This is a genomic window from Gilliamella sp. Pra-s52 (genome assembly GCF_009795805.1).
Taxonomy (GTDB): Bacteria; Pseudomonadota; Gammaproteobacteria; order Enterobacterales; family Orbaceae; genus Gilliamella.
Genome location: NZ_WTEY01000004.1, coordinates 136,235 through 161,491, shown reverse-complemented (window position 1 = coordinate 161,491; position 25,257 = coordinate 136,235). Strand labels below are relative to the sequence as shown.

At 32.1% G+C, this 25,257-nt stretch carries 18 protein-coding genes and 1 tRNA gene; 10 read left to right on the top strand and 9 right to left on the bottom strand.

The window, feature by feature from the left end:
• Positions 1–173 precede the first annotated feature (173 nt).
• On the top strand, positions 174–1,745 hold the full coding sequence (gene gshA / locus GQ594_RS05360) for a glutamate--cysteine ligase (protein ID WP_160399898.1): 1,572 nt from the start codon (positions 174–176) through the stop codon (positions 1,743–1,745).
• The gene (locus tag GQ594_RS05355) at positions 1,738–2,523 is read left to right on the top strand and encodes an endonuclease/exonuclease/phosphatase family protein (RefSeq protein ID WP_160411593.1); all 786 of its coding nucleotides are present in this window, start codon (positions 1,738–1,740) and stop codon (positions 2,521–2,523) included. Before gshA ends, GQ594_RS05355 begins: the two co-directional genes overlap by 8 nt.
• Here the strand turns inward: GQ594_RS05355 and GQ594_RS05350 are convergent.
• The 3 genes from GQ594_RS05350 to rnhA all read right to left on the bottom strand — a co-directional run bounded on the left by GQ594_RS05350 (position 2,504) and on the right by rnhA (position 5,081).
• Complete coding sequence (locus tag GQ594_RS05350; RefSeq protein ID WP_160411592.1) at positions 2,504–3,739, bottom strand: transglycosylase SLT domain-containing protein; 1,236 nt, start codon at positions 3,737–3,739, stop codon at positions 2,504–2,506. The two genes, GQ594_RS05355 and GQ594_RS05350, sit on opposite strands and share 20 nt — an antisense overlap.
• A gap of 41 nt (positions 3,740–3,780) precedes the next feature.
• Positions 3,781–4,509, bottom strand: a complete 729-nt coding sequence (gloB, locus tag GQ594_RS05345) for a hydroxyacylglutathione hydrolase (RefSeq protein WP_160411591.1) — start codon at positions 4,507–4,509, stop codon at positions 3,781–3,783.
• Positions 4,510–4,604: 95 nt separating this feature from the next.
• Positions 4,605–5,081 carry a ribonuclease HI gene (gene rnhA, locus GQ594_RS05340; RefSeq protein WP_160399894.1) on the bottom strand — a complete coding sequence of 159 codons (477 nt, stop codon included), beginning with the start codon at positions 5,079–5,081 and terminating at the stop codon, positions 4,605–4,607.
• A 210-nt stretch (positions 5,082–5,291) separates the two neighbouring features.
• Between rnhA and dnaQ the strand changes: the two genes are divergently transcribed.
• From dnaQ to GQ594_RS05320, 4 genes are all read left to right on the top strand, one after another.
• Positions 5,292–6,026 carry a DNA polymerase III subunit epsilon gene (gene dnaQ, locus GQ594_RS05335; RefSeq protein ID WP_160411590.1) on the top strand — a complete coding sequence of 245 codons (735 nt, stop codon included), beginning with the start codon at positions 5,292–5,294 and terminating at the stop codon, positions 6,024–6,026.
• Positions 6,027–6,142: 116 nt separating this feature from the next.
• Positions 6,143–6,219 (top strand) — tRNA-Asp (locus GQ594_RS05330).
• Between the two features lie 117 nt (positions 6,220–6,336).
• Positions 6,337–6,639 carry a DUF2645 family protein gene (locus GQ594_RS12445; protein ID WP_160411589.1) on the top strand — a complete coding sequence of 101 codons (303 nt, stop codon included), beginning with the start codon at positions 6,337–6,339 and terminating at the stop codon, positions 6,637–6,639.
• A 56-nt stretch (positions 6,640–6,695) separates the two neighbouring features.
• The gene (locus GQ594_RS05320; RefSeq protein WP_160411588.1) at positions 6,696–7,058 is read left to right on the top strand and encodes a YbaN family protein; all 363 of its coding nucleotides are present in this window, start codon (positions 6,696–6,698) and stop codon (positions 7,056–7,058) included.
• Between the two features lie 73 nt (positions 7,059–7,131).
• Here GQ594_RS05320 and GQ594_RS05315 read toward each other — a convergent pair whose 3' ends face one another.
• Positions 7,132–8,181, bottom strand: a complete 1,050-nt coding sequence (locus tag GQ594_RS05315) for a dihydroorotate oxidase (RefSeq protein ID WP_160411587.1) — start codon at positions 8,179–8,181, stop codon at positions 7,132–7,134.
• Between the two features lie 550 nt (positions 8,182–8,731).
• On the opposite strand from GQ594_RS05315, the gene GQ594_RS05310 reads away from it, so the two are divergent.
• The 3 genes from GQ594_RS05310 to GQ594_RS05300 all read left to right on the top strand — a co-directional run bounded on the left by GQ594_RS05310 (position 8,732) and on the right by GQ594_RS05300 (position 14,196).
• Positions 8,732–11,503: a flavocytochrome c gene (locus GQ594_RS05310; protein WP_160411586.1), complete on the top strand. Its 2,772-nt coding sequence runs from the start codon at positions 8,732–8,734 to the stop codon at positions 11,501–11,503.
• Between the two features lie 29 nt (positions 11,504–11,532).
• Entirely contained in the window at positions 11,533–12,495 is a 963-nt protein-coding gene (locus GQ594_RS05305) for an FAD:protein FMN transferase (protein WP_202112466.1), read from the top strand.
• Positions 12,496–12,735: 240 nt separating this feature from the next.
• Positions 12,736–14,196 carry a DASS family sodium-coupled anion symporter gene (locus tag GQ594_RS05300; RefSeq protein ID WP_160411584.1) on the top strand — a complete coding sequence of 487 codons (1,461 nt, stop codon included), beginning with the start codon at positions 12,736–12,738 and terminating at the stop codon, positions 14,194–14,196.
• Between the two features lie 86 nt (positions 14,197–14,282).
• Here the strand turns inward: GQ594_RS05300 and GQ594_RS05295 are convergent, their stop codons facing one another.
• From GQ594_RS05295 to GQ594_RS05280, 4 genes are all read right to left on the bottom strand, one after another.
• The gene (locus tag GQ594_RS05295; RefSeq protein ID WP_160399887.1) at positions 14,283–15,806 is read right to left on the bottom strand and encodes a Ppx/GppA phosphatase family protein; all 1,524 of its coding nucleotides are present in this window, start codon (positions 15,804–15,806) and stop codon (positions 14,283–14,285) included.
• 11 nt (positions 15,807–15,817) lie between these two features.
• Positions 15,818–17,875: a polyphosphate kinase 1 gene (gene ppk1 / locus GQ594_RS05290; protein ID WP_160411583.1), complete on the bottom strand. Its 2,058-nt coding sequence runs from the start codon at positions 17,873–17,875 to the stop codon at positions 15,818–15,820.
• A 106-nt stretch (positions 17,876–17,981) separates the two neighbouring features.
• Positions 17,982–19,394, bottom strand: coding sequence for a pyruvate kinase PykF (gene pykF, locus GQ594_RS05285; protein WP_160399885.1), 1,413 nt, complete (start codon positions 19,392–19,394; stop codon positions 17,982–17,984).
• 344 nt (positions 19,395–19,738) lie between these two features.
• A complete protein-coding gene (locus GQ594_RS05280; protein ID WP_160411582.1) occupies positions 19,739–20,158 on the bottom strand; it encodes an META domain-containing protein in 420 nt (139 codons plus the stop codon).
• A gap of 117 nt (positions 20,159–20,275) precedes the next feature.
• On the opposite strand from GQ594_RS05280, the gene hrpA reads away from it, so the two are divergent.
• On the top strand, positions 20,276–24,118 hold the full coding sequence (gene hrpA / locus GQ594_RS05275; RefSeq protein WP_442903525.1) for an ATP-dependent RNA helicase HrpA: 3,843 nt from the start codon (positions 20,276–20,278) through the stop codon (positions 24,116–24,118).
• Between the two features lie 62 nt (positions 24,119–24,180).
• Here hrpA and GQ594_RS05270 read toward each other — a convergent pair whose 3' ends face one another.
• Positions 24,181–25,221, bottom strand: coding sequence for a YdgH/BhsA/McbA-like domain containing protein (locus GQ594_RS05270; RefSeq protein ID WP_160411580.1), 1,041 nt, complete (start codon positions 25,219–25,221; stop codon positions 24,181–24,183).
• Positions 25,222–25,257 lie beyond the last annotated feature (36 nt).

Here is a 25,257-nt window from a genome sequence, read left to right as displayed (position 1 = left end):
TAATTAAAATTAGATATTTTTGGGTAAACATAAATAATTACAATTTGTTGAATTACCTCTTTCACAAAATACTACTAATTTTTATTTTAAACGTTATTAAATTAGCCCATAGTTAATACATAAATTATGTTAATATAAAAAATCAAATAACTTCATTTTAAGGAAGTATAAATATGATTCCAGATGTATCAAAAGCACTTAATTGGTTAGAAAAACACTATACCATTTTACAAGGTATTCAACGTGGTGTAGAACGTGAAACTTTACGCATTTTACCTGATGGATCATTATCGAAAACTTCTTTTCCTTCTAAAATTGGCGCTGCATTAACACACCCATGGATTACCACCGACTTTGCTGAGTCGATGTTAGAGTTTATAACACCTGTTAATACTAATATTGATTATATGTTAACATTTTTACGAGATTTACATCGTTATGCTAGCGTAAATATTGGTGATGAGATGATGTGGCCATTGAGCATGCCATGTTTTGTAGCTAACGAAGATGATATTATTTTAGCGCAATATGGTTCATCAAATGAAGGACTTTTCAAAACGGTTTATCGGGAAGGTTTAAAAAACCGCTATGGTGCAATGATGCAAACGATATCAGGTGTTCATTATAATTTTTCATTGCCGATGGCATTTTGGCAAGCAAGAGATGGTGTAAAAAATTCAGAAGAGGGTAAGGTTGTTATTTCTGAAGGTTACTTTACTTTGATTCGTAACTATTACCGATTTGGTTGGGTTATTCCTTATTTGTTTGGTGCATCGCCATCAATGTGTTCTTCATTTATTCAAGATCCACAAAAAGCCAAAGCCTTTATTGAACAAACAAATGGCAATTGTTATTTGCCTTATGCGACATCCTTAAGATTAAGTGATATTGGGTATACAAATAACGCACAAAAACAGCTAGGCATTACATTTAACCATTTAGATACATATGCTGAAGGATTAAAACGTGCAACACGAACAAAATCAGCTGAATTTACACAATTAGGCATAAAAGTTAATGGCCATTATCGACAATTAAATGATAATATTTTACAAATAGAAAATGAGTTTTATGCACCTATTCGCCCTAAACGAGTGCCAATGGCACAGGAATTACCTTCTGATGCACTTTTACGAGGTGGGATTGAATATATTGAAGTTCGGGCATTAGATGTTAATCCGTTTTCACCAGTGGGAATTACTGAAGAGCAAGTTCGCTTTATCGACCTATTTTTAATTTGGTGTGCATTAGCACCAGCCCCTGAAATGAGCAGCCAAGAACTAGAGTGTGCTAAATTAAATTGGAATAGAGTTATCATGGAAGGGCGAAAGCCTGGACTTGAAATTGGTATAGGCTGTGACAGCCATCGAGAACCTTTGGCCAAAGTTGGGCATGAGTTATTTAAAGATTTATTACGAGTAGCTGATGTTTTAGATCATAAGGATGATAAACAACAATATCGGAAAGTTTGTGAACGACTAGATTTAATGTTTGATCAACCTGAATTAACTTTATCAGCAAGAACACTGCAAGCAATAAGTGATTTAGGTACTGCAAAATTTGGTTTAGCTTTAGCAAACCAATATAAAAAACAGCTTCTGTCTGAACCTTTATCATTATTAACAGATGGTGATTTTATTCAGCAACGTAATTCATCTATTGAAAAACAAAAAAAGAAAGAGCAGGGCGATACTTTATCTTTTGATGAATACTTAAAACAAAAATTGAACAATAAAAATGTTTAAAAAACGGTGTTATACATTACGATATCAGGCAAGCAACGAGGTTGAGTTGATTTTGCCTAATCACCCAATAACAATAAATAAACCGTTAATCGAACAATCATCATTTTCGATTTTAGTTTGGAATATTTTTAAACAAAAAAGAGTTGATTGTATTGATGTACTTAAACAATATGCGGATAAAGCTAAACTAATTTTATTGCAAGAAGCCCAGACAACGGCTCAATTACTTAATTTTATTTCACATCATAATAAAATTGCAGATCATGTTCCTGCTTATTGTTTGAATGGCATCTATGCTGGCGTAATGACAATCTCTGATTCATTACCGACCTCAATTTTTTCTTTTAAAGAAAAAGAACCATTAATTCGAGTACCTAAATCTGCTTTGATTACTATTTATCCTATTAGTCATTCCAAACAAAAATTATTAGTTGCAAATATTCATTCTGTAAATTTTAGCATTGGTGTAAAAGTTTATAGACAACAAATACATATGCTATTAAATAGAATAAAGGAACACGATGGTCCAGTTATTTTAGCTGGAGACTTTAATGCTTGGAGCAAGCAGAGAATGAATTTATTATATCAACTTGTAAGTTCAATTGAACTTAAGCCAGTTAATTTTTCAGTTGATATTGATATTCGAAAAAAATTTATGGGTAGACCACTTGATTTTATTTTTTATCGAGGGCTACAACTTGATACAGCTCAAATTATTAAAACCGCAGCATCAGATCATAACCCTTTATTTGTTAATTTTAAATTGGATTTGCATTAGCAAGATTAATGGTTAAGATATCACCCTCTTGTACTTTAGAGTTTTTTAAATTATTCCATTGTAATATATCGGTAATTTTTACACGATAATTTTGAGCTATCGAGTAAAGACTATCTCCAGCTTTAACAAGATAAGCAATCTTTTTTACATTTTTGGGGAAATTAATTCTATTTGTTATACCACTTTTTTGAATTAAACTTGCTCTAAATTCAAATGGCATATTAGGATGTGGTGTATCTTGTAAAAGTTCTGTAATTTCATTTGCAACAAGATTTTCTTTTTGTAATTTTGTAAATAAATCTTTAGCATGAACATAAGGAACAAGTAAATGGAAAGGACCGTTTACTGTTTGTTGTACGTATCCTGCATTGTATGTTGTTAGCTCATCAAGTGAAAGTTTAGAATATTGAGCAATTTTAGCTAATGAAATATTTTTAGATATATCAATCCTAACAAGTGAATTTTCATAATTACAATCAGGTAACTTGATACCATATCGTTTATTATTTTTAACAATATCAATTATAGCTAATATTTTAGGAACATAATGCATAGTTTCAGTTGGCAAATCTAGTGACCAATAATTAACAGGTAAACCTTTTGCCTGATTTTTTTCAATGGCTTTTTTGACCCGACCTTCACCAGCATTATAAGCCGCAAGTGTTAATAACCAATCCCCATTAAAACGGCTATTTAAATTTTGTAACAAAGAAATTGCAGAGTTAGTGGATGCAATAAGATCTCTACGGGCATCAAATGATCTACTTTGCTGTAGCCCATATTCTTTAGCTGTAATTGGAACAAATTGCCATAAACCTGCCGCTTGTGCTGGTGATGTAGCAAGTGGATCATAAGCACTTTCGATAAGAGGAATTAAAGCTAGCTCAGCTGGCAAATTATTTTTACGAAGCTGATTAATAATGTAATAAACATAAGGCTCTGAACGTAAGGCAACCGCTTCAAACCCTTTAGGATTACGCAATAATCGCTCTCTTTCTGCATTAATTCTACTATTTTCAGGAATATTCGCATCAATCTGATTAAGCATATATTGCCATGGATTCTGAGTGATAGACACATAATTACTGGAGCCATTTATACTGTTAGCAGTGTTTTTTGAATATTTTATTCTAACAACAGGGTTATATCGTGGTCCATGATGCTGACATGCGATTAAAAACAAACATAATACTGTAAATATTAATAACTTTTTCATTAGTCCGTAAGTTTTTACCCAAATTAAGTGTGGCATTATACCTAAAAAATGTCCTTTTGGCTTCTAAAAAAAGAAAATAAATCTAATTCATTGTTAAAATTAAATTTATTTTGCAATTTTTGTTCATGACATCTTAAAAATAAGTTAATTTGTTTTTCTTTAGACAAAATAGACGGTAATGTCATTTGTTTTTTCGAAATCAAATTTAAATAATCTTTGATATTTGTATCATCGGGCAACATTTGAAGTGCAAATGCTAAATTTGATAAAGTATATTCATGACTTGCACAGATTAAAGTATTTTCAGGTAACTGTTTTAATTGCTTTAGCGAATCTAACATTTGTTGATAAGTACCTTCAAAAACTCTTCCACAACCAGCCGAAAATAGAGTATCGCCAGAAAATAAATAGGGGCTACAATAATAAGCCAAATGACCAAGAGTATGCCCTGGTACAGCGATTACATCAAAACTAAAATCACCAATATCAACTTTATTTTGGTTAATAAGATAATTAATTGGTAAATCGATCTCATTGGGGCCGTAAACATCAATGTTTTGATATTGTGCTTTTAATTCACACACCCCAGCCGTGTGATCAATATGGTGATGAGTAAGTAAAATTCCAAGAGGGGATATTCTATGTTTGTTTATATAATTAATGACAGGTTTGGCTTCACCAGGATCAATAATTATGGCTTGATTGGCTGAATTGGTTAAAATCCAAATATAATTATCTTTTAAAACTGGAATGCAATGAAGTTGATACATATTATTTTTTACCATTATTTATGAGTAATTGATTTAAACCAAAACTTTTTATATAAATATAAGTTGCCTAAAAAGCTACTTTTTATTTTATCAATTCAATTATCCTGCATAGATTGTTCAAATACAGTATCTTGCAAAGTAGGCGATTGAGCTTGTGTTTTGGCTATAATGTCGCAACGTTCGTTTTCAATATGGCCAGCATGGCCTTTGACCCAAATCCACTCAATTTTATGAGTTTGTACTAATTGATCAAGTCTTTTCCATAAATCAACATTTTTTACAGATTGTTTATTAGCGGTCTTCCAACCATTTTTTTTCCAACCATGAATCCAATTGATAATACCATTACGCAAATATTGGCTATCAGAATATAACTCAATTTGGCAAGGTTGCTTTAATTGTTCTAAAGCGGCAATCGCAGCTAATAATTCCATTCGATTATTTGTTGTTTTAAAAAAACCTTCTGATAATATTTTTTCAATTTGTTTATATTTTAATATAGCAGCATATCCACCAGGACCAGGATTACCAAGACATGAACCGTCTGTATATATTTCGATTTTTTTTAACATATTGTTGATTCTTTGTAACTATTTAAATTTATTAATTATCTCAATTAAACGGCAAGTTAACGGACTTTAATTTATTTACTATATACTCTATAAATTTAGCCAATTGTCTACTACCTAGATTTAGGTAGGTATCAACATTAAAAGGTTTTAGTGCTAGACTATATCATTAAAAATGCGTTTCCCCAATTGTTGATATAAAAAGAGAAGAAAGTGACACATAATTATACACGACAAATCGTTTTAGATACTGAAACAACCGGTATGAATCAAGATGGCAATAACCATTATGAAGGGCATAAGATTATTGAAATTGGCGCGGTTGAAATGGTTAATCGCCGTTTAACAGGCAACCATTTTCATGTTTACATTAATCCAGAACGCTTAATTGATGAGGGAGCATTTAGTGTGCATGGTATCAGTGATGATTTTGTTAAAGATAAGCCAATTTTTAAAAAAATCGCACATGATTTTATTAAATTTATTGATGGTGCTGAATTAATAATTCACAACGCCTCGTTTGATGTGGGGTTTATGGATTATGAATTTCGTCTTTGTGGGCTAGATTTTAAAACAGCCGATCATTGTCTTGTTACTGATACCTTGTCGATGGCAAGACGGTTGTTCCCTGGTAAACGTAATAATTTAGATGCATTATGCGAACGCTATCAGATAGATAATTCTCACCGAACATTGCATGGTGCTTTATTAGATGCTGAAATTTTAGCTGAAGTTTATTTGGCTATGACTGGGGGACAAACAACTTTATCTTTTAGTTCCGAAGAAAATAATTTATCTTCATCTGAACCAAATGCAATAAAAAGAGTAGAGCGTAGTGGTGTGCCTTTAAAAGTAATAAAAGCAACGGAATATGAACTTTCCGAACATGAATCTGTTTTAAAAAAAATTGATAAAAAAAGTGGTGGAGCATTGTGGAATTTGAATTAATGATTATTTTGCATTCAGTTAATCATTTATTTAAAAAAAATTATTGACGTGAATAAAAATAATCTTTAATATCACGCCTACTTTAATGCTGTAGCATTAAAACTCTCAAACAAAGCGGAGCGGTAGTTCAGTTGGTTAGAATACCTGCCTGTCACGCAGGGGGTCGCGGGTTCGAGCCCCGTCCGTTCCGCCAATTCTTAAAGAATGTTCAACATGACTTGCTATTTTTTATTTCGAAGTAGTTTAATTGCTTTTATTGAATATAATAAAATATAAAAGTGGTATAAATTAAATAACGACATCATAAATAATGAAATCTTTCTTTGCAACAATATACGCAATATTTTGTTTTTTTATTATATTCGTTTTTTCAACTAACAAACATGAATATTGGTTAGAACTATATCCGGAGGAATTTTTGAATTTATGCATGCTACCAACAGGCAATGATAATGATCCGCAAAGTGATATGTATATAGTGTTAGTTTTTTTACTACCATTATTAATTCCACTTTTTCTATCTAAAAAGAAAGAAAAGTTATTTATCTCAGTTATTATTTTGCTGTTATTCGCATTTTGGGTTTATTCATTTATTATTAGGTTTAGTTGTTAAAAATAACATCCTGTCTAGAAAATATGGAAAATTATTCTATTGAGTTGAATCTATCAATGTTAAAAAAATGTTTTTTTATTATTATCGGTAGTCTTTCATTTATATTGGGAACAGTAGGCATTTTTGTACCACTTTTACCAACTGTACCATTTTATTTATTAACGGCTTATCTTTGGTTGAATAGCTCAGATCGTCTTTACCGTTATTTTACTAAAAGTCGTTATTATCAAGATTATATTCAAAAAATACTAATAGAAAAGGAAATAACAAAATTAAATTTATTAAAAATGATAATCATGGTATTTGTTGTTTTACTTATTCCTTTTATTCTTTTCGATTCTTTACATGTCAGAATTATGTTAGCGATAGTATTTTTAGCACATCTTATTTTTGGTTATTCTTATTTTAAAAAAAAGTGATTGCCATTTTGTATTTATTCGATCATAAATACAGGGCAAAATGCCCCGTACTTTTAATATTTATTAGTCAAAGTTAAAGACTCTTTTTTATTTCTATCGCAAGGAGTGGATTCCACATAGCACCAGTTGCACTCATAACAGCATCAGCACCATTTTTTATAAATTGATGATAATGTTCGCTAGAACTAACTCCACCAACGCCCACAATAGCAAAGTTTAAATCCATTTGTTCACGATATTTAGCTAAACGACTTACCATATCTAAACCAGCCCAACGGATTGCGTCACCACAAATACCGCCTTCTTTTCTATTTTCACCTAAAGCAGGGGTTCCTTTAGCATCAACAGGTTTAGCTGATAGTGTGTTGATTGCACTTAAACCATCGATAATAGAGCCTACACGGGTTAATAAAGAAATAATTCTATCATCATCAGGAAAATAAGCTAACTTTAAGATAAGTGGACGATCAGGTACTTCAGTTTTAATTTCATTAACAATTCGCTCAACTTTATCAACATCAAAGCAAAGTAATTTGCTAGCCCCTTCATTTGGGCAACTTAAATTTGCTTCAAGAATAGGAGCATTTGTTTCGCGGACTAATTTCGCTGCTAAAGCATAATCTTTTTCAATTTCACCGTTACCTTGTGTACCTTGAAAACTACCAATAACACACTGCCCATGCCCTGCATATTTGACTGCATTAGCCATGTCTGGTTGCCAAACATCAGGCGAAAAAGAGGGAACTCCAAACGAATTGGTTATTGACAATGGTTGATTGTAATTGGTATCGGCTAGCACAGTATCTAAATTAGATGATAATTTACCGTTAGGATGGACCGCCAAAACATTCGGTAATGGATGGCATTTATGTCCTTTAGTTCTTACTGTTTTATATACACATAAATCAAATCCATAAGCAAAAGCAGCTTTGATATAATTTGCGTTTAATAACGGGCCTGCTGGTTGGCCAAATGGCAAATTGACTTCAACATTTAAGAATTTTGAAGGTTTTGTTGATATTTGTTGTGCTTTATCTAATTGTTTAAAGAGTCCAAATGGACCTTGAGCATAATTATCTTCGTAACTTATAGTTGGATCATAAAAAGGGGTTAAAGATTTCATACTGTCTCCTGATTGTGCGTGTTCTCAATATAAAATTGATTATTAATATGTAATAAAAGAAAAATAGATAAATATGTTTTTTTAAACCCAAAAAAAATCCTCCATAAAGGAGGATTAAAAAATAGAATAACTAGAAAATCGAAAGTTGATTTTAACTTCTTAATTGGTATTACAAACATTCCGATACTCTCTTTGCGTTATATTTCAGATTATTTTATCTCAGACAATTTAAAGTTCAACATAAAAATTAAAAAAATATATAACTAAATGAAAAGGTTATAGTGTTTTTTTTTAGATTTTTAATTGTGAGTTTGACAAATAAAGTACGATAAAACATCAAAAATTGGCAGAATTTTATTTTAGTTATATCAATAATTTTCTAATTGACTAATAAAACTAAAAAAGTTCTGTCGAAAAAATGATACTCATCGCTATTTACTATTAGTAAAACAGGTATTAATGAAATTAATGTAATTGGAGGATAATTATTGTTAATGTTATCATTATTGGTAGTTATGAAGATTAGATAATAATGATTAGGTGTATAAAAATGAAAAATGGAAATATTTTTAAGTCGCTAACACTGCCTAATGGCGTTGAACTAAAAAACCGTATCATGATGGCTCCAATGACAACTTGTTCCGGTTTTTATGATGGTTCAGTTACGCATGATTTAATTGAATATTATCAAGCAAGATCAGGAACAATTGGTACTATTATTGTTGAATGTGGATTTGTTGACGATAAAGGGTTAGCTTTTCCCGGCGCTATTGGTTTAGATAGTGATGATAAGATTGAAGGCTTAGCTAAAATTGCTAAAGTGATCAAAGAAAAAGGTTCTAAAGCAATTATTCAAGTTTATCATGGCGGAAGAATGGTTGAACCTAAATTAATTGGAGGACAATCACCAGTAGGTCCTAGCGCTATTGCAGCTCCACGTCCCAATGCGCCTATACCCATTGCATTAACGGCTGAAGAAGTAGATGAAATGATTGATAAATTTGGTCAAGCAGTACGTCGTGCAATTCAAGCAGGATTTGATGGGGTAGAAATTCATGGGGCAAATACTTATTTAATTCAACAATTCTATTCACCTAATTCAAATCAACGAAAAGATAAATGGGGAGGAAGCCGTGATAATCGAACCCAATTCCCTTTAGCCGTTTTAGAAATTACCCACGCTATGGTTAAGCAATATGCAACCCCTGAATTTATTGTTGGATATCGTTTTTCGCCTGAAGAATTAGAAGTCCCTGGAATTCGTTTTGATGATTCCATGTATTTGCTTGAAAAATTGGCTGAAAAGGGGCTTGATTATATCCATTTTTCAATGGGAACAATACTTAGGCCCTCCATTGTTGATACACAAGATCCAACGCCATTAATTAAAAAATATGTGACAATGCGATCTGAAACATTAGCAAAAATACCAGTTGTTGGTGTCGGAAATGTTATTAATCAAAGTGATGTGGAAGATGCCATTAATAGTGGTTATGATTTAGTTGCGGTTGGTCGTGCTTGTATTGCTTATCCCGATTGGATTGACCGTATTGAAAAAGGTGAAAAGCTTGAACTTTTTATCAATAGTGATAAACGTGAAGAGCTAAATATTCCTGAACCTTTATGGCATTTTTCGCTTGTTGAAAGCTTGATTCGAGATGTTAATCTTAATGTCAAAAAGTTCAAACCAGGGAATTACCAAGAGAAAGTTAATGATGAGTCTTCCGAATTTTTGATTAATGTTGAATTAGGAAAAGATTTTATTAAAGATATACAACTAGTTAATGCTCAAAATTTTGATCGAGAAGTATTAAATAATTTTACTGAAATCAAACACCGAATTATTGACTCCAACAGCCCACATGTTGATGCTATTTCAGGCGCTACTACACAATGTGAAGCTTTTAAAAAAGCCGTAACTAAAGCGATGGCCAAATCTAATAAAGAAGCTATTATTGCCGAAGGTGGTGATCCTAATGATCGCGCTTTTGATGTTGTAGTTGTTGGTAGTGGTGGAGCAGGACTTTCTGCGGCGATTCAAGCACATGATCTTGGTGCAAATGTTATTATTGTCGAGCAAATGTCAGTGATTGGTGGTAATACTAATAAAGCTTCGGCAGGTATGAATGCTGCGGAAACCAAATTCCAACAGCTAAAAGGTATTGTAGACAATAAAGAACTCTTTTATAAAGAAACAATGACTGGTGGGAAAAATAAAAATAATCCTGAGTTATTGCATTATTTTGTTGAAAATGCGCCAAATGCGATAAATTGGTTAGATGATAACGGTATTGAATTAAGTGGCATCACCACAACGGGGGGAATGAGCATTGATCGAACTCATCGCCCTGAAAGTGGTGCTGCTGTTGGTGGCTTTTTAATTAGTGGTTTAGTTAAAAATATCAATAAGCGTAATATTGAAGTTATGCTTGATACTGCAGTTACTGAAATTGTAACCGAAAACCATAAAGTTATTGGCGTTAAAGTTTCAGAAGAAGATGGTTCAACTCATTTAATAAAAGCCAAAGCTGTCATTATTGCAACAGGTGGGTTTAGTGCCAATACTACAATGGTTGAAAAATATCGTCCTGATCTTAAAGGATTTGTCACTACTAATCATAAAGGGGCAACGGGTTCTGGTATTATGCTATTAGAAAAACTCGGTGCAGGGACTGTTGATATGGGTGAAATACAAATTCATCCAACCGTTGAACAAACAACGTCGTATTTAATTTCTGAATCTATTCGTGGTGGTGGTGCAATATTGGTATCACAAAAAGGTCAACGATTTGTTAATGAACTTGATACAAGAGACAATGTTTCTGCTGAAATTATCAAATTACCTGAACATTATGCTTATATTCTATTTGATCAACAAGTTCGAGATGAAAATAAATCTGTTGAAGAATATGTTTCAAATGAACTTGTAAGGCAAGCAAATACGCTTGAAGAGTTAGCTCAAAAACTATCGATTGGTGGTAACACATTAGTGAAAACGGTTGAGCGTTACAATCAATTTGTGACGACTAAACACGATGAAGACTTTGGTCGAACGACTGGTATGCGTCACCCAATTCAAAAAGGGCCTTTTTATGCAATAAAAATCGCACCGGGTGTCCATCATACAATGGGAGGCGTAACGATTAACACTCAAACACAAGTATTAGATGCTGATAAACAGGTAATCCAAGGTGTATTTGCTGCTGGTGAAGTTGTAGGTGGAGTACATGGCGCTAATCGTATTGGTGGTAATGCTGTTGCTGATATTATTATATTTGGTACACAAGCAGGTAAAAAAGCGGCTGATTATATTAAACATTAATTTGTTACAACTATTTGAGCTTGTTTAGCATGGTAAATGCAAATGAATATACTCAACATTTAATGGGAACAACGGTTTCATTAATGCTTTTAGAGCCTAATGAAACCGCAGTGCAAACTGTTTTTGAGACCATAAAAATACTTGAGGACAAACTAACTGTTAACAAACCGTTATCCGAAGTTATGTCAATTAATTTAGCGGCTGGGCAACATCCTGTTACAGTAAGTCGACCTGTTTTTTCTTTGATTGAACAAGCCCAGAAGATAAGCTTACACTTTAATAGTTGTTTTAATTTAGCTATTGGTCCTTTGGTCAAACTTTGGAAAATTGGCTTTCAAGGTGACCAAATTCCTGCTGCTAGATTAATAAAACAACAACTTTTATTAACAGATCCTAAAAATATTGAACTTGATGCAAATAAACATACTGTTTTTTTAAAAAAAGCAGGAATGGAAATTGACTTAGGTGCCATTGCTAAAGGCTATATTGCTGATGTTGTCAAATCAATTTTGCTTCAATATCAAGTTTACAAAGGGATCATTAATTTAGGCGGTAATGTATTTGCGTTAGGCGCATCCTTAACAGATGATGACGGCTATTGGCATATTGGACTTCGAAAACCATTTTCAACGGATAATAAGTTATCAGGAGTAATTAAAGTTATAGATAAGTCGGTTGTTACTTCAGGAATTTATGAGCGCTTTTTTATACAAAACGATCATCTTTATCATCACATATTCGATCCCCAAACAGGCTATCCATTAGATAATGAATTAGAAAGCGTGACTGTAATTTCAGATTCTTCTTTAGAAGGTGATATTTATTCTACGGTTTTTTATGGATGGGGACTTGATAAGAGTAGAGAATTTTTGCAAAAACGTCCAAATTTATCAGCCATATTTTTGTTAAAAAATAAAACAATAACATTGATAAATCCTAATAATTTTATTTTTCAAAAAAGTGATAAACAATACACAATAAAACTAGATTAAACATAAATATAGTAACAAAAAGTCGTCAGGAAACATATTGATTTTATTGAAGTTTTTTTGAGCTTTATTTTGATGTATTTTAATTAAAAGACAAGCAATTCTAAATAAAAATGGTTAGAAAAGCTATTGATTCTATTAGGTTTTTATTTTTTCAAAAGAATAAACTTAATAAATAATCAAATAAAAAATAGAATTAAATCTTAACTTATTAAAAATATTTAAATTCAAAAGGAAAATACTATGAACGTAGTAAAAAAACCACCAGTGAAATGGTTGCCACTCATTATTATTGTGGCAATTTCTGCGATATTCTGGTTATATGTAACGCCACCTGAAGGTATCAGCCAACAAGGTTGGCAAACCAGCATTATTTTTGTGGCCACTATTGCCTGCATCGTAGCTGAAATAATGCCAATTGGAGCTATTGGATTATTATCAATTACCATTTTTGCCGTATTAAGACCCTCTGGTGCTGATACAAATGCGGCTGCTATTAAAATTGCCTTAAGTGAATTAAATAGTAGTCTTATTTGGTTGATTGTTATTGCTTTTATGATCGCTCGTGGCTTTATCAAAACAGGACTAAGTAAACGTATTGCCTATTATCTTGTTAAAATTTTAGGAAAAAATACATTAGGGCTTGCTTATGGTTTATCGGTCACCGACATCGCGTTAGCTCCAGCAATTCCCAGTACTACAGCGCGTGCTGGTGGGGTTATTTATCCAATAGCGGAAGCGTTAGCGATTAACTTTAATTCAAGCCCAAAAGATGAATCAAGAAACCGCATTGGTACATTTTTAATGCTAACAATTAGCCATATGAATGACATCACCTCGGCAATGTTTTTAACGGCATTTACAGGTAATTTATTAGCCGCTAAACTAGTTACAACATCATTAGGTATTACATTAGGATGGGGGCAATGGTTTGTTGCTGCCATTGTGCCATGTTTAGTTTCATTTATTGTAATTCCTTTAGTGATTTATTTTTTAACTAATCCAGAACTTAAAAAAACGCCAGAAGCACCAAAACTAGCAGCAGAAGAATTAAAAAAAATGGGAGCAGTTACCGTTAAAGAAATTATTATGGCAGGTACCGTTATTCTATTATTAGTGCTTTGGATTTTTGGCAAAAATGTTGGTGTTGATTCAACAACCACAGCATTCATTGGTTTGACTATTTTGATCTTAACGGGTGTATTAAGCTGGGATGATATAAAAGGTGAAAAATCTGCTTGGGACACATTAATATGGTTTGCTGCGCTACTTATGATGGCTGGCCAAGTGAATAAACTGGGTGTAACAAAATGGTTAGGTGACACCATAGGTGGTGCTGTACAAGGATACTTAGGTGAAAGTAGTTGGGTATTTGTAATAATTGTTTTGTGTATTGCTTATGTCTATTTACATTACTTTTTTGCTAGCGGTAATGCTCATATTGCTGCTCTATTTCCAGTATTTTTATCTGTTGCGATTGCACTAGGCGTACCACAATTAATTGCTGTTTTTGCATTAGTTATATGTACCAATTATTTTGGCTCTATTACTCAATTTGCTAATGCAAGAAATCCATTATTATTTGCCGAAGGTTTTGTTCCAGTAAAAACATGGTGGAAAGTTGGATTTATTTGTAGTGTTGTTAATCTAATTATTGTATTTACTGTTGGTATTTTATGGTGGAAGATTATTGGTCTTGGTTAATCACAAGCCAATAATGATATTTCTAATTATTGTATATACCGCCTACTTGGCGGTATTTTTATATATAAAATAAATTGTATGGCTAATTAACTAATGACAATTGATAGTTTCCAATCATTAATTTCTTTCCAATATTTTTTTTCTTGTTCTAAATCAAGCAATATCAATTTATTATTTTCAACAAATTCTTGATTAATTTCTAGTGTGATTTTAGTGAGTTTATTTTTTAATAATTTTAATTGAAATGCCTGCAAATCAATTTCGGGATTTCTTTGGTTATTTATTAGTATAGATAATCTCAAAATTTGTATTAATGATATGATATGTTTGTATTCAAACAAGCTAAAATAAGGTATAGCATCAATATTAATCGACTTCCGATGATAACGAACAAGCGTAGATAGTAGTAATTGTTGTTCTTCATTGAATCCTGGTAGATTACTATTTTTTAAAATATAACTTGAATGTTTATGAATTGAAGAAAAGTTAATCTTTAAACCTACCTCATGTAACTGAGCTGCCCAATATAAAATAGATTCAATATTGGGTGAAATTGTAATTGGTGTTTGTTGTTGCCATTGTGAAAAAAAATATTTTGCAGTTTTAACAACCTGCTTTGCATGGCGTTGATCTATATTATAATGCTCTGAAAGCGATTGTGCAGTATTTTGCCTAATATCTTGGTAATTAGGACCGTCAATCAATTCGTAAAATATACCCTCTCGTAATGCACATGGACTAAATTGTAAAGCTTCTAGACCTAATGCATCAAAAATACCACTAAATATAGCTAGCCCGCTAACAAATACGTTTTTCCTTTCTTTGGACAATGAAGGGTAGTCGATATCGTGAAAAGATTTGAATTCTAAAACATAACTAATTAAATCATCGAGCCTTTTAGATGTAATAATGCCATCGCTGACACCAAGATCTAATAATATTTGATAAATTGATTTTATGGTTCCTGATGTACCAAATGCAACAGTGATATTTAAGTTTTTTATGGTATTAACCATGCTTTCAATTTGTTGTTCTGCTGCAAGTTTAGCTTGTTGAAAAGAAACCGCATTAATTTTTTTGTCATGGAAAAACTGTTTTGTATAAGTGACACAACCCATGGGGCGGCTAGCAACGATCAAGGGGGTTAAATCATTTCCTTTTCCTATTGCAATTTCAGTCGATCCTCCGCCAATATCTATTACAAATTTTGTATCAGTTGAGGATGTCGATTCTGCTGTCATTGTGCCTAAATAGACAAGACGCGCTTCTTCTTGACCCGAAATAACCTCAATAGGAAAAGGAAAAACTTTAGCAGCAGCCATTAAAAATTTATGCTTATTTTTTGCTACTCGTAATGTATGAGTTGCAACAACTCGAACATGTTCTGGTGGAAATCCATTTAATCGTTCAGCAAATAGCGCAAGACACTCCGCTCCTCGCATTATGCTTGATTCACTTAGTTCATTATTAGTATTAAGCCCTGTTGCTAGATGTATATTTTTTTTATTTTTATAAATAATCTGTATCGCACCATTAATAATACGGGCAATTACCATATGAAAACTATTTGAACCAAGATCAACTACCGCATATTCATTGAATTTTTTCATTTTAAAAATCCTTATTCAAATGATTCTAATTGCTTCAAATAATCATAAATAGCATATTGAGCTCTGGTTTTTTTCTTATTACCTCTTTGTACATAATTATTTGTTGCATCTTTATCAATGATACGGGCTTTTACGTTATCATTGCACTGTATATCAAAAATATTATGAATTGTTGATTTTATTATTGGATCAAAGATTTTTACGCCTACTTCAATACGATTATCTATATTACGAGGCATCCAATCAGCGGAAGATATATAGGTATCTTTTTTCCCATCATTTTCAAAAATATACACACGAGCATGTTCTAGAAATTGATCCACAATACTAGTCACATAAATATTTTCACTCAAATTAGGTATTTGTGGCACTAAAACACAAGTCCCTCGTACAACCATTCTAATTTTTACACCAGCACACGATGCACGGTAAAGCTCATCAATCATTTCTTTATCGGTAATAGCGTTTAGTTTTAGATAAATGCCTGACTTTTTACCGACTTTAGCGTTATTTATTTCTCGCTCAATAAACTCATTAAAGCGTAATCGTGTATTTTGTGGTGAAACAAGTAGATGATTGAAAGTTACCGGTTTAAATGGATTTTCGATAAAATTAAAGACTTTTCTAACTTCTTCAGTGATAGCTGGATCTGCAGTTAACAGTGAAAAATCAGTATAAATTCGTGCTGTTTTTTCGTTAAAGTTACCTGAACCAATATGCGCATAACGAACAATTTCGTCATTTTCTTTACGATCAATCAAAAACAATTTGGCGTGAATTTTGAGCTTTGGTTGTGAATAGATAACTTTGATTCCACTACTGATTAATCGTTTTGCCCATTTTATATTTGCTTCTTCGTCAAATCGTGCTTGTAACTCAACTACTACGGTAACTTTTTTACCATTATTAGCGGCATTAATTGCAGCATGAATAAAGCGCGAGTCTTTGGCTACTCGATAAATGTTCATTCGAATATGAGTAACAGAGGGATCAAACGAGGCTTGCCGCATAATTTCTAGAACATGGCCAAAGGAGTAGTAAGGGTAATAGAGCAATACATCTCTATCTTTAATTGCATCAAATGCGTTACGAAATTGCTTAAATCGATTATAACTTAGACTCGGGATTTTTTTATTTAATAGACTTTTTTGTCCAAAATCAGGAAATCTGACAAGATCTTTAAAATTAGGATAACGCCCTCCAGGCATTGCATCTTGTTCGGTTAATCGTAATTTATTGATCAATAATTCAAATAAAGCTTTGGGCATATCTTTTTGATAAGTAAAACGTACGGGCTGTGCTGTTAAGCGTTGTTTTAAACCTTGAGACATGAGTTCAAGTAAGCTATCTAACTCAGTATTTAATTCGTATTCCGCATCTCTATTGATATTAATTGAATAAGCATTTAATTCTTTAGCATCAAAAAACTCTTTAAAAATGTCTGATAAACAGTAGCGTAATATGTTATCTAGGAAAATAATAGACTTATTTTTAGTTGATACTTCTGACGGTAATAATACAAAACGAGGAATATTATCGGTTGGTAGTTCAAGAAGTGCATAACTGATGTTATCCTGACAAATAATTTCTACAGCTAAATAGGCATGATCATCTTTTAAAAATTGAATAAGCTCGGTATGACTATCAAGCAAAATAGGCGTGATATATTGTCTAAGATTTTGTTTATAATAATTTTTTATCCAATTCTCTTGATACGATGAAAGTTGTCTTTCATTAATCAGGAATATTTGATTCCTAGCCATTTCTAATAATAATTCATTATAAAGCTGATCAAATTGCAGTTCTAATTGGATAACTTTTTGATTTACTTGTCGTAATAAATTTTTAGCATTAGATGAAGAATGAACTTGTTCTTGTTCTATAAGTACATATTTTTTTAAGTTGGCAAACTGGACTTTATAAAATTCATCAAGGTTACTTGAGTATATCCCCAAAAAATGTATTCGCTCGATAAGAGGATTACTTTTATCGGCAGCTTCTTGTAAAACTCGCTGATTGAAAGATAACCAGCTAAGCTCTTTAGGTAAATATACTTTTTCTTCAATCATGGTTGTGTTTTAACTCTATCAATAATATTGTATACAGAATAACTTATGTAAATAAAAAAGCTAGCAGGCTGCTAGCTTTTTTATTTTATATAGAAAAATTTAACGTTTAAATACGATGAACCGATGTTGTGTTAGTTGTTCCACTTGGTACTAATGCACCAGATACCATCACAATAATTTCACCTTGCTGTAAACCACATACTTTTACAGCCATCTCTTTACCTAAACGGTAAAAATCGTCAGTTGAGTTAATTGAATCAATTAAAATTGGTTCTACACCTTTAGTAACAGCTAATTGATTAACCGTTTTTTGACTTGATGAAAGCGCTAAAATACGCGCTCTTGGGAAGTAATGACGAACTTCACGAGCAGATTTACCACTGCGAGTTGCAACCACAATTAACGGTGCATTTAAGCGTTCAGCAATTTCCACCGCACCACAACAAACAGCTGAGGTTATACTTAATTTTTCATCTTTTGTTGTTAATTCTAATGAAGCAGGAATTGTTTTGTCTGTGCGTTTACAGATAGTTGCCATGACATTGACTGTTTCAAGTGGATATTTACCTTTAGCACTTTCACCAGAAAGCATTACAGCATCGGTTCCGTCAATAATAGCATTAGCCACATCGCCGGCTTCAGCACGAGTAGGGCGTGGATTTTTAATCATTGAATCAAGCATTTGTGTTGCGGTAATAACTGGTTTTGAAGCTTTATTACATTTTTTGATCATCATTTTTTGAGCAAAAATAACTTCTTCGACCGCAATTTCAACACCTAAATCGCCACGAGCAACCATAATACCGTCAGAAGCTTCAAGAATTTCATCAAAATTATCTAAACCTTCTTGATTTTCGATTTTAGATATAATTTTAATGTCTTCTCCACCATGTGCTTTTAAATGAGCACGGATATCTTCAACATCAGAACGTTTACGAATAAATGATGCTGCAATAAAATCAACACCTTGTTCACAACCAAAAATAAGGTCGTTTTTGTCTTTTTCTGCAAGTGCAGGTAACTTAATTGAAACACCAGGTAGATTGATACCTTTGTTTTCACCAAGATCACCATTATTTAAAACTGTACAGATAACTTCGTTACCTTTGACTTCTTTAACGTCCATTGCAATTAAACCATCATCGACAAGTACACGATTGCCTGGTTTAAGATCATGAGCAAAACCATCATAAGTAACCGCTACTCGTTCGGCATTTCCAACAACAGTTTTATCTGTGGTAAAGGTAAATGTTTGACCTGCTACAAGTGATACATCATTACCACCTTCTAACTTTATGGTACGAATTTCAGGTCCTTTAGTATCTAGCATAATAGCAGCTTTTAAACCTGTTTCTTGCATCACTTCACGTAAGTTTTTAATACGATTGCCATGCTCTTCATAATCACCATGAGAAAAATTTAAACGCATAACATTCATGCCTGCGTTTAATAATTTTGCTAACATTTCTTTTGATTCAGATTTTGGCCCAATAGTACAAACAATTTTTGTCTTTTTCATAATAATATCTACTTAGTAATATTTAATGTTAATGTTAAAGTTTTAATCAATTCAAAAATCCGATACACCCGTACTTCGCAAAAAAAAACCAATGACAAAGCATTGGTGTTATTAGTAAAAGTATTCTTTGTAGCTAAAAACAGCTACAAAAATGCATAACGTACTCGAAGAATATGATAATTTCATCAATAAGCTAAATTCCTTAAAAATTGTCCTTATTATATTCTTAACAGTATTTTAAATAAAGTTTTTTATCTTAATTTTATTGCTTAAAAAACAATTAAATTATGACAACTTAATAAAACGATTTATGCCCAATGTCACAAAAAACTAAATATTTTAAATTACATTAGGTCGTTAAGTTGATAAATTAATTCGTTTTCGTTGTTTTTTAAAGTTAGCTGGTTGTTGTTTAAATTAATTTTAGCTCCATTAGTAATTAATTGCGTAATAATATAATCTAATCGGTTTAATTGTTCATCACTACAAAGCATTTTCGTCATCGCAAGCCCAGAACCATTAATGCTATCTTTATTTAAAGTAACCTGACCTGAAAACTGGTTGCACATTTTCCCTGTGATAGTCATCTTTTCACCAAATATAAGTTCAGCTTGTTCATCTAAAGAAACTGGTTGGCCATTTGATTTAATTAGCACAAAACGGTGATGCATAAGATCAGTATCTTGTATTTTATTTGATTTGTTACATCCAGACATAACTAAAGACAATGTAAATAGTGAAATTAGTAATAATGTTTTTTTCATTTAAACTCCTAATAATAGGTTAGATTTGCTATAATTAATTCTAATTCAAATATGATGTCAATTAAAATTATCTGAGTTTTTATGTTATCTCAAAACCAATTAAAAAACCTTGATTCAATGACTTTCTTAGATAAACATAAAATAATAAAGTTAGCTAAGAAAAGTCAAACTATAGCTGATATAGATTCTGCTATACAAAATGCTAATTTACATTACCAGGCTAGAATAGCATCGTTACCAAAGAAAATTAATTTCCCAGATAATTTACCTGTTGTTGAAAAAAAACAGTCGATTTATGATGCAATTAGAGAGCATCAAGTTGTCATAATTGCGGGTGAAACAGGTTCAGGGAAAACAACACAAATACCAAAAATCTGTTTAGAATTAGGTTTGGGCGTTAAAGGTTATATTGGCCATACCCAACCAAGGCGACTCGCTGCACGCTCAGTAGCCAATCGTATAGCTGAAGAGTTAAAAACAGAAATAGGGCAGTTAGTAGGTTTCAAAGTTAGATTTTCAGATCATGTTAGTGATACAACACTGATTAAATTAATGACTGATGGTATATTACTTGCAGAAATTCAAAAAGATAAACTTTTATTACAATACGATACTATTATTATTGACGAAGCTCATGAACGTAGTTTAAATATTGATTTTATTCTAGGTTACCTTAAACAATTATTACCTAAGCGTCCTGATTTAAAAGTTATAATAACGTCAGCAACGATTGATGTAGAACGGTTTTCAAAGCATTTCAATCAGGCGCCAATTATTGAAGTATCGGGACGAACCTATCCCGTTGAAGTTAGATATCGCCCACCGATATTGGATAACAGTGATAATTCAGACGATAAAAATAGTGATTTTCAACCTATTATTGATGCAATTGATGAGCTATCAGCTGAAAGCTCTGGTGATATACTGATTTTTTTAACAGGTGAAAGAGAAATTCGAGATCTTGCTGATACATTAAATAAATTAGATCTTCGTCATACAGATATTTTACCTTTATATGCACGATTATCAGCATCTGAACAAAATCGAATTTTTCAATCACATACTAAAAGGCGAATAGTTCTTGCAACTAATGTAGCTGAAACATCTTTAACTGTACCTGGAATCAAATATGTTATTGATCCTGGTTTAGCTAGAATCAGTCGCTATAGTTATCGTACTAAAGTTCAGCGTTTGCCCATTGAACCCATATCTCAAGCATCAGCTAACCAACGAAAAGGGCGTTGTGGACGAACTTCTGATGGTATTTGTATACGTTTATATGATGAACAAGATTTCTTGTCTCGTCCTGAATTTACTGAACCTGAAATTTTGCGAACCAATTTAGCATCAGTGATATTACAAATGACTTCTTTAGGTTTAGGTGATATTGCAGCCTTTCCTTTTGTTGAATCACCTGACGCAAAATATATTCGAGATGGTATCCGATTATTAGAAGAACTTGGTGCAATATTTACAAAACATCATCGATATCATTTAACTGAAATAGGAAAAATTTTAGCACAATTACCAATTGATCCAAGATTGGCCAGAATGCTTGTTGAAGCAAGAAAATTAGGTTGCACCAAAGAAATCATGATAATTACTGCTGCTTTATCAATTCAAGATCCAAGAGAAAGGCCTTTTGATAAACAACAAGCTTCAGATGAAAAACATCGTCGCTTTATTGATAATGAATCAGATTTTATTTCTTTAATTAATTTATGGAATTATATTAAAGAACAGCAAAATATATTATCAGGAAACCAATTTAGACGATTATGTAAAAAAGATTTTCTAAACTATCTTCGTATTAGAGAATGGCAAGATGTCTATACACAAATCAGACAAACGATAAAACAATTGGCTTTTCCCATCAACAGTCAATTAGCTGATTATCGTTCACTTCATGTAGCTTTATTGAGTGGGCTACTATCTCATATTGGCATGAAAGATCTTGAAAAACACGAGTATATTGGTGCTCGTAATATTAAATTTGCAATTTTTCCTAATTCAGCACTTTTCAAAAATCAACCTAAGTGGTGTATTGCCAGTGAATTAGTTGAAACAAGTCGATTATGGGGGCGAACTGTCGCTAAGATAGATGCAGAGTGGATTGAACCGATAGCAAAGCATCTAGTTAAGTATAGCTACAGTGAACCTAGATGGTCAAAAAGGAAGGGCACCACAATAGCGAACGAAAAAGTAACTTTATTTGGTTTACCCATCGTCGCAAGTAGAATAGTCAATTATAGTAAAATCGATCCTATCTTAAGTCGCAGCTTATTTATTAGGCATGCGTTAGTTGAAGGTGATTGGTTAACAAATCATAGATTTTATAAGCAAAATCAAAAATTGATCAATGAGGTTGAAGATCTTGAACATAAGTCTCGTCGGCAAAATATTTTAATTGATGATAATGAACTTTTTGATTTTTATGATAAACGAATTGATAAGTCTGTCATTTCATCAAAACATTTTGACTCATGGTGGAAGCAAAAGCAAAAATTGGCTCCTAACTTTCTTAATGTCGAAAAAGAAATGTTGATCAAACAATCTGCTGAACTAGTTAATTTAAATGATTTTCCTGATTTTTGGTATCAAGATAATTTTAAATTAGCATTGAGTTATCAATTTGATATTGGACACAAACGTGACGGCGTCACAACAAAAATACCACTTGATTTACTAAATCAAATTAAGAATAAGGGATTTGATTGGCAAGTACCTGGTTTTAGAAAAGATTTAGTTATATCATTAATAAAATCATTACCAAAAGCATTGCGACGAAATTTTGTTCCTGCACCAAACTATGCTGATGCATTTTTGAGTAGAGCTGTTTCAACAGACATTCCTTTGCTTGAAAGTTTAGAAACTGAATTTTACAAAATAACCGGTGTGAAAATTACAAATGAGGATTGGCAGCTTGAGCAAATTCCTAATTATTTAAAAATAACTTTTAGTATTGTTGACCAAAATAATAAAGAAATTGCTGCTAATAAGGACCTAACTTTACTAAAAGAACAACTTAAAAATGAAGTTCAGCAAGCGTTATCATCTTTAACAACCAAAAAAGCATCTCAAATTGAGCGAAATAATTTAGTTAACTGGAATTTTGGTCATTTGCCTAGTGTCTATGAAGAAGCTAACAATAATTATACGATAAAAGCTTATCCAGCAATCATTGATAATCAACATTCTGTGAGCATAAAATTAGTGGATAATCAAGATGAACAAAAAAGATTAACTAAATTAGGTTTAAGACGTTTATTTATGCTCAATATACCATCACCAATCAAATACTTATACGAAAAACTACCAAATAAATCTAAATTAGGTTTGTATTTTAATAGTTTTGGGACGGTACTAAGTTTGATTGATGACTGCATTGCTTGTGGTATTGATTATTTAATTGAAAAAAATGGTCAATTTATTCAAAGTGAAGATGCCTATCAGACATTATTGGATTATATCAAAGGCCATATTAATGAAATTGTAGTTGATATTGCAAAACAAGTGGAAGCTATTTTGACTTTACATTATAACATTAATAAAAAGTTAAAAGGACGAATTGATTTATCATTAGCTTTCGCGTTATCTGACATAAAAAAACAACTCGATCATCTTGTTTATAAAGGATTTGTTGTACAGTCAGGTTACAATAGACTACCTGATATTTTTCGTTATTTAACTGCAATTGAAAAAAGAATTGAAAAGTTAATGGTAAATTTGACTAAAGACAGGCAGTCGATGACGATTATCGAAGATACTGAAAATCAATATGCAAAATGGGTAAATAACTTGCCAGAATATTTAAAATCACAAGAAAAAGTAACCCATATTCGTTGGATGATTGAAGAACTAAGGGTTAATTTATTTGCTCAACAGCTTGGTACACCATATCCTATTTCAGCAAAACGTATTAAGCAACAAATCGATACAGTAAAATCTGAATTACAATGATCGAATAAAGAACACTTTATTGACTAAAAAATAGGGCGCGTAACGCCCATTATCTATGCAAGTTATCGATAAAGATCAACAAAAACAGTTATATTCGGACCATTTGAATCATGGGCAATTCGAGCTATGTGATAATATTTAGCACCACCATCGATAGCTCGTTTACCTGCCTGATAAGAGATTTCTTGATCAGTAACATAGTATCCTTTAAATTTTATTGTATCAAATGCAACCATTTTAGCAGCGGTTGCATCATTTAATTCTTGGATTTTTCGTCCATCAGGCAGTGTGACAGTGTAACGAGTAACGCGTTGAGGTTCTACAACAGAAGTTGTTTCAGATGAAGATGCATTTGTCGTTACAGTTGATGTGGTTTTATTATTAGGTTCATCGATAACTTTGACTTTATTATTAAATTTATCTGCATAAAACTTTTCATTAAAAGCAGAAGGGGAATAATAGCCTGGTTTTTCAACTTGCATTGCTGCATCACCACCTTGAGCAAGAGCTTGTTGCCCAGCTTCTGAATCATATGGAATTGCATCTTCTGGTTGAAGTTTACGTTCAGGTGCATCTTTCTTAAATAAATAAGCTCCAACTTGTATATTACTACCTAATTCAGAACGTGAATCGATATAATAGGCATAGGCTCCTTTTAATGATGCTTCTTTAGCAACAGCTCGGTTTATATCATATTCACTAGGGAAATATCCACGAATACGAACAATATTAAAAGGTTCTAAACGGATTGCTTTAGACTTTGGATATTCATATACACCTTCAAATTTGCGCAAGTTTTCAGTTTGTTCCTCTGCTTTTGGGGCATCAGCTTTATATAATTTAGCGTAAACAATGCGCAAAGTATCATTAGAAGGACTAATATTAGTTGTAGTTATAAAAAAAGAAGATGCACCTTCTTTATCAGCGGCTTTTGACATAGCCAGAACATAATCACTATCAGTATAAAATGCACCACGAATAGTTATGCTTTTAAATGATTGTAAATCTTTAGCTTGTTGTTCTGTTAGTTGTTGAGCTGCAAACGAAAAAAGGGGGACTAAAGCCATAGTTCCTGCAATAAATGTTTTCTTTAAGCTTGTCATATATTAAGACCCTACAATAAATTATTGTGATTATTT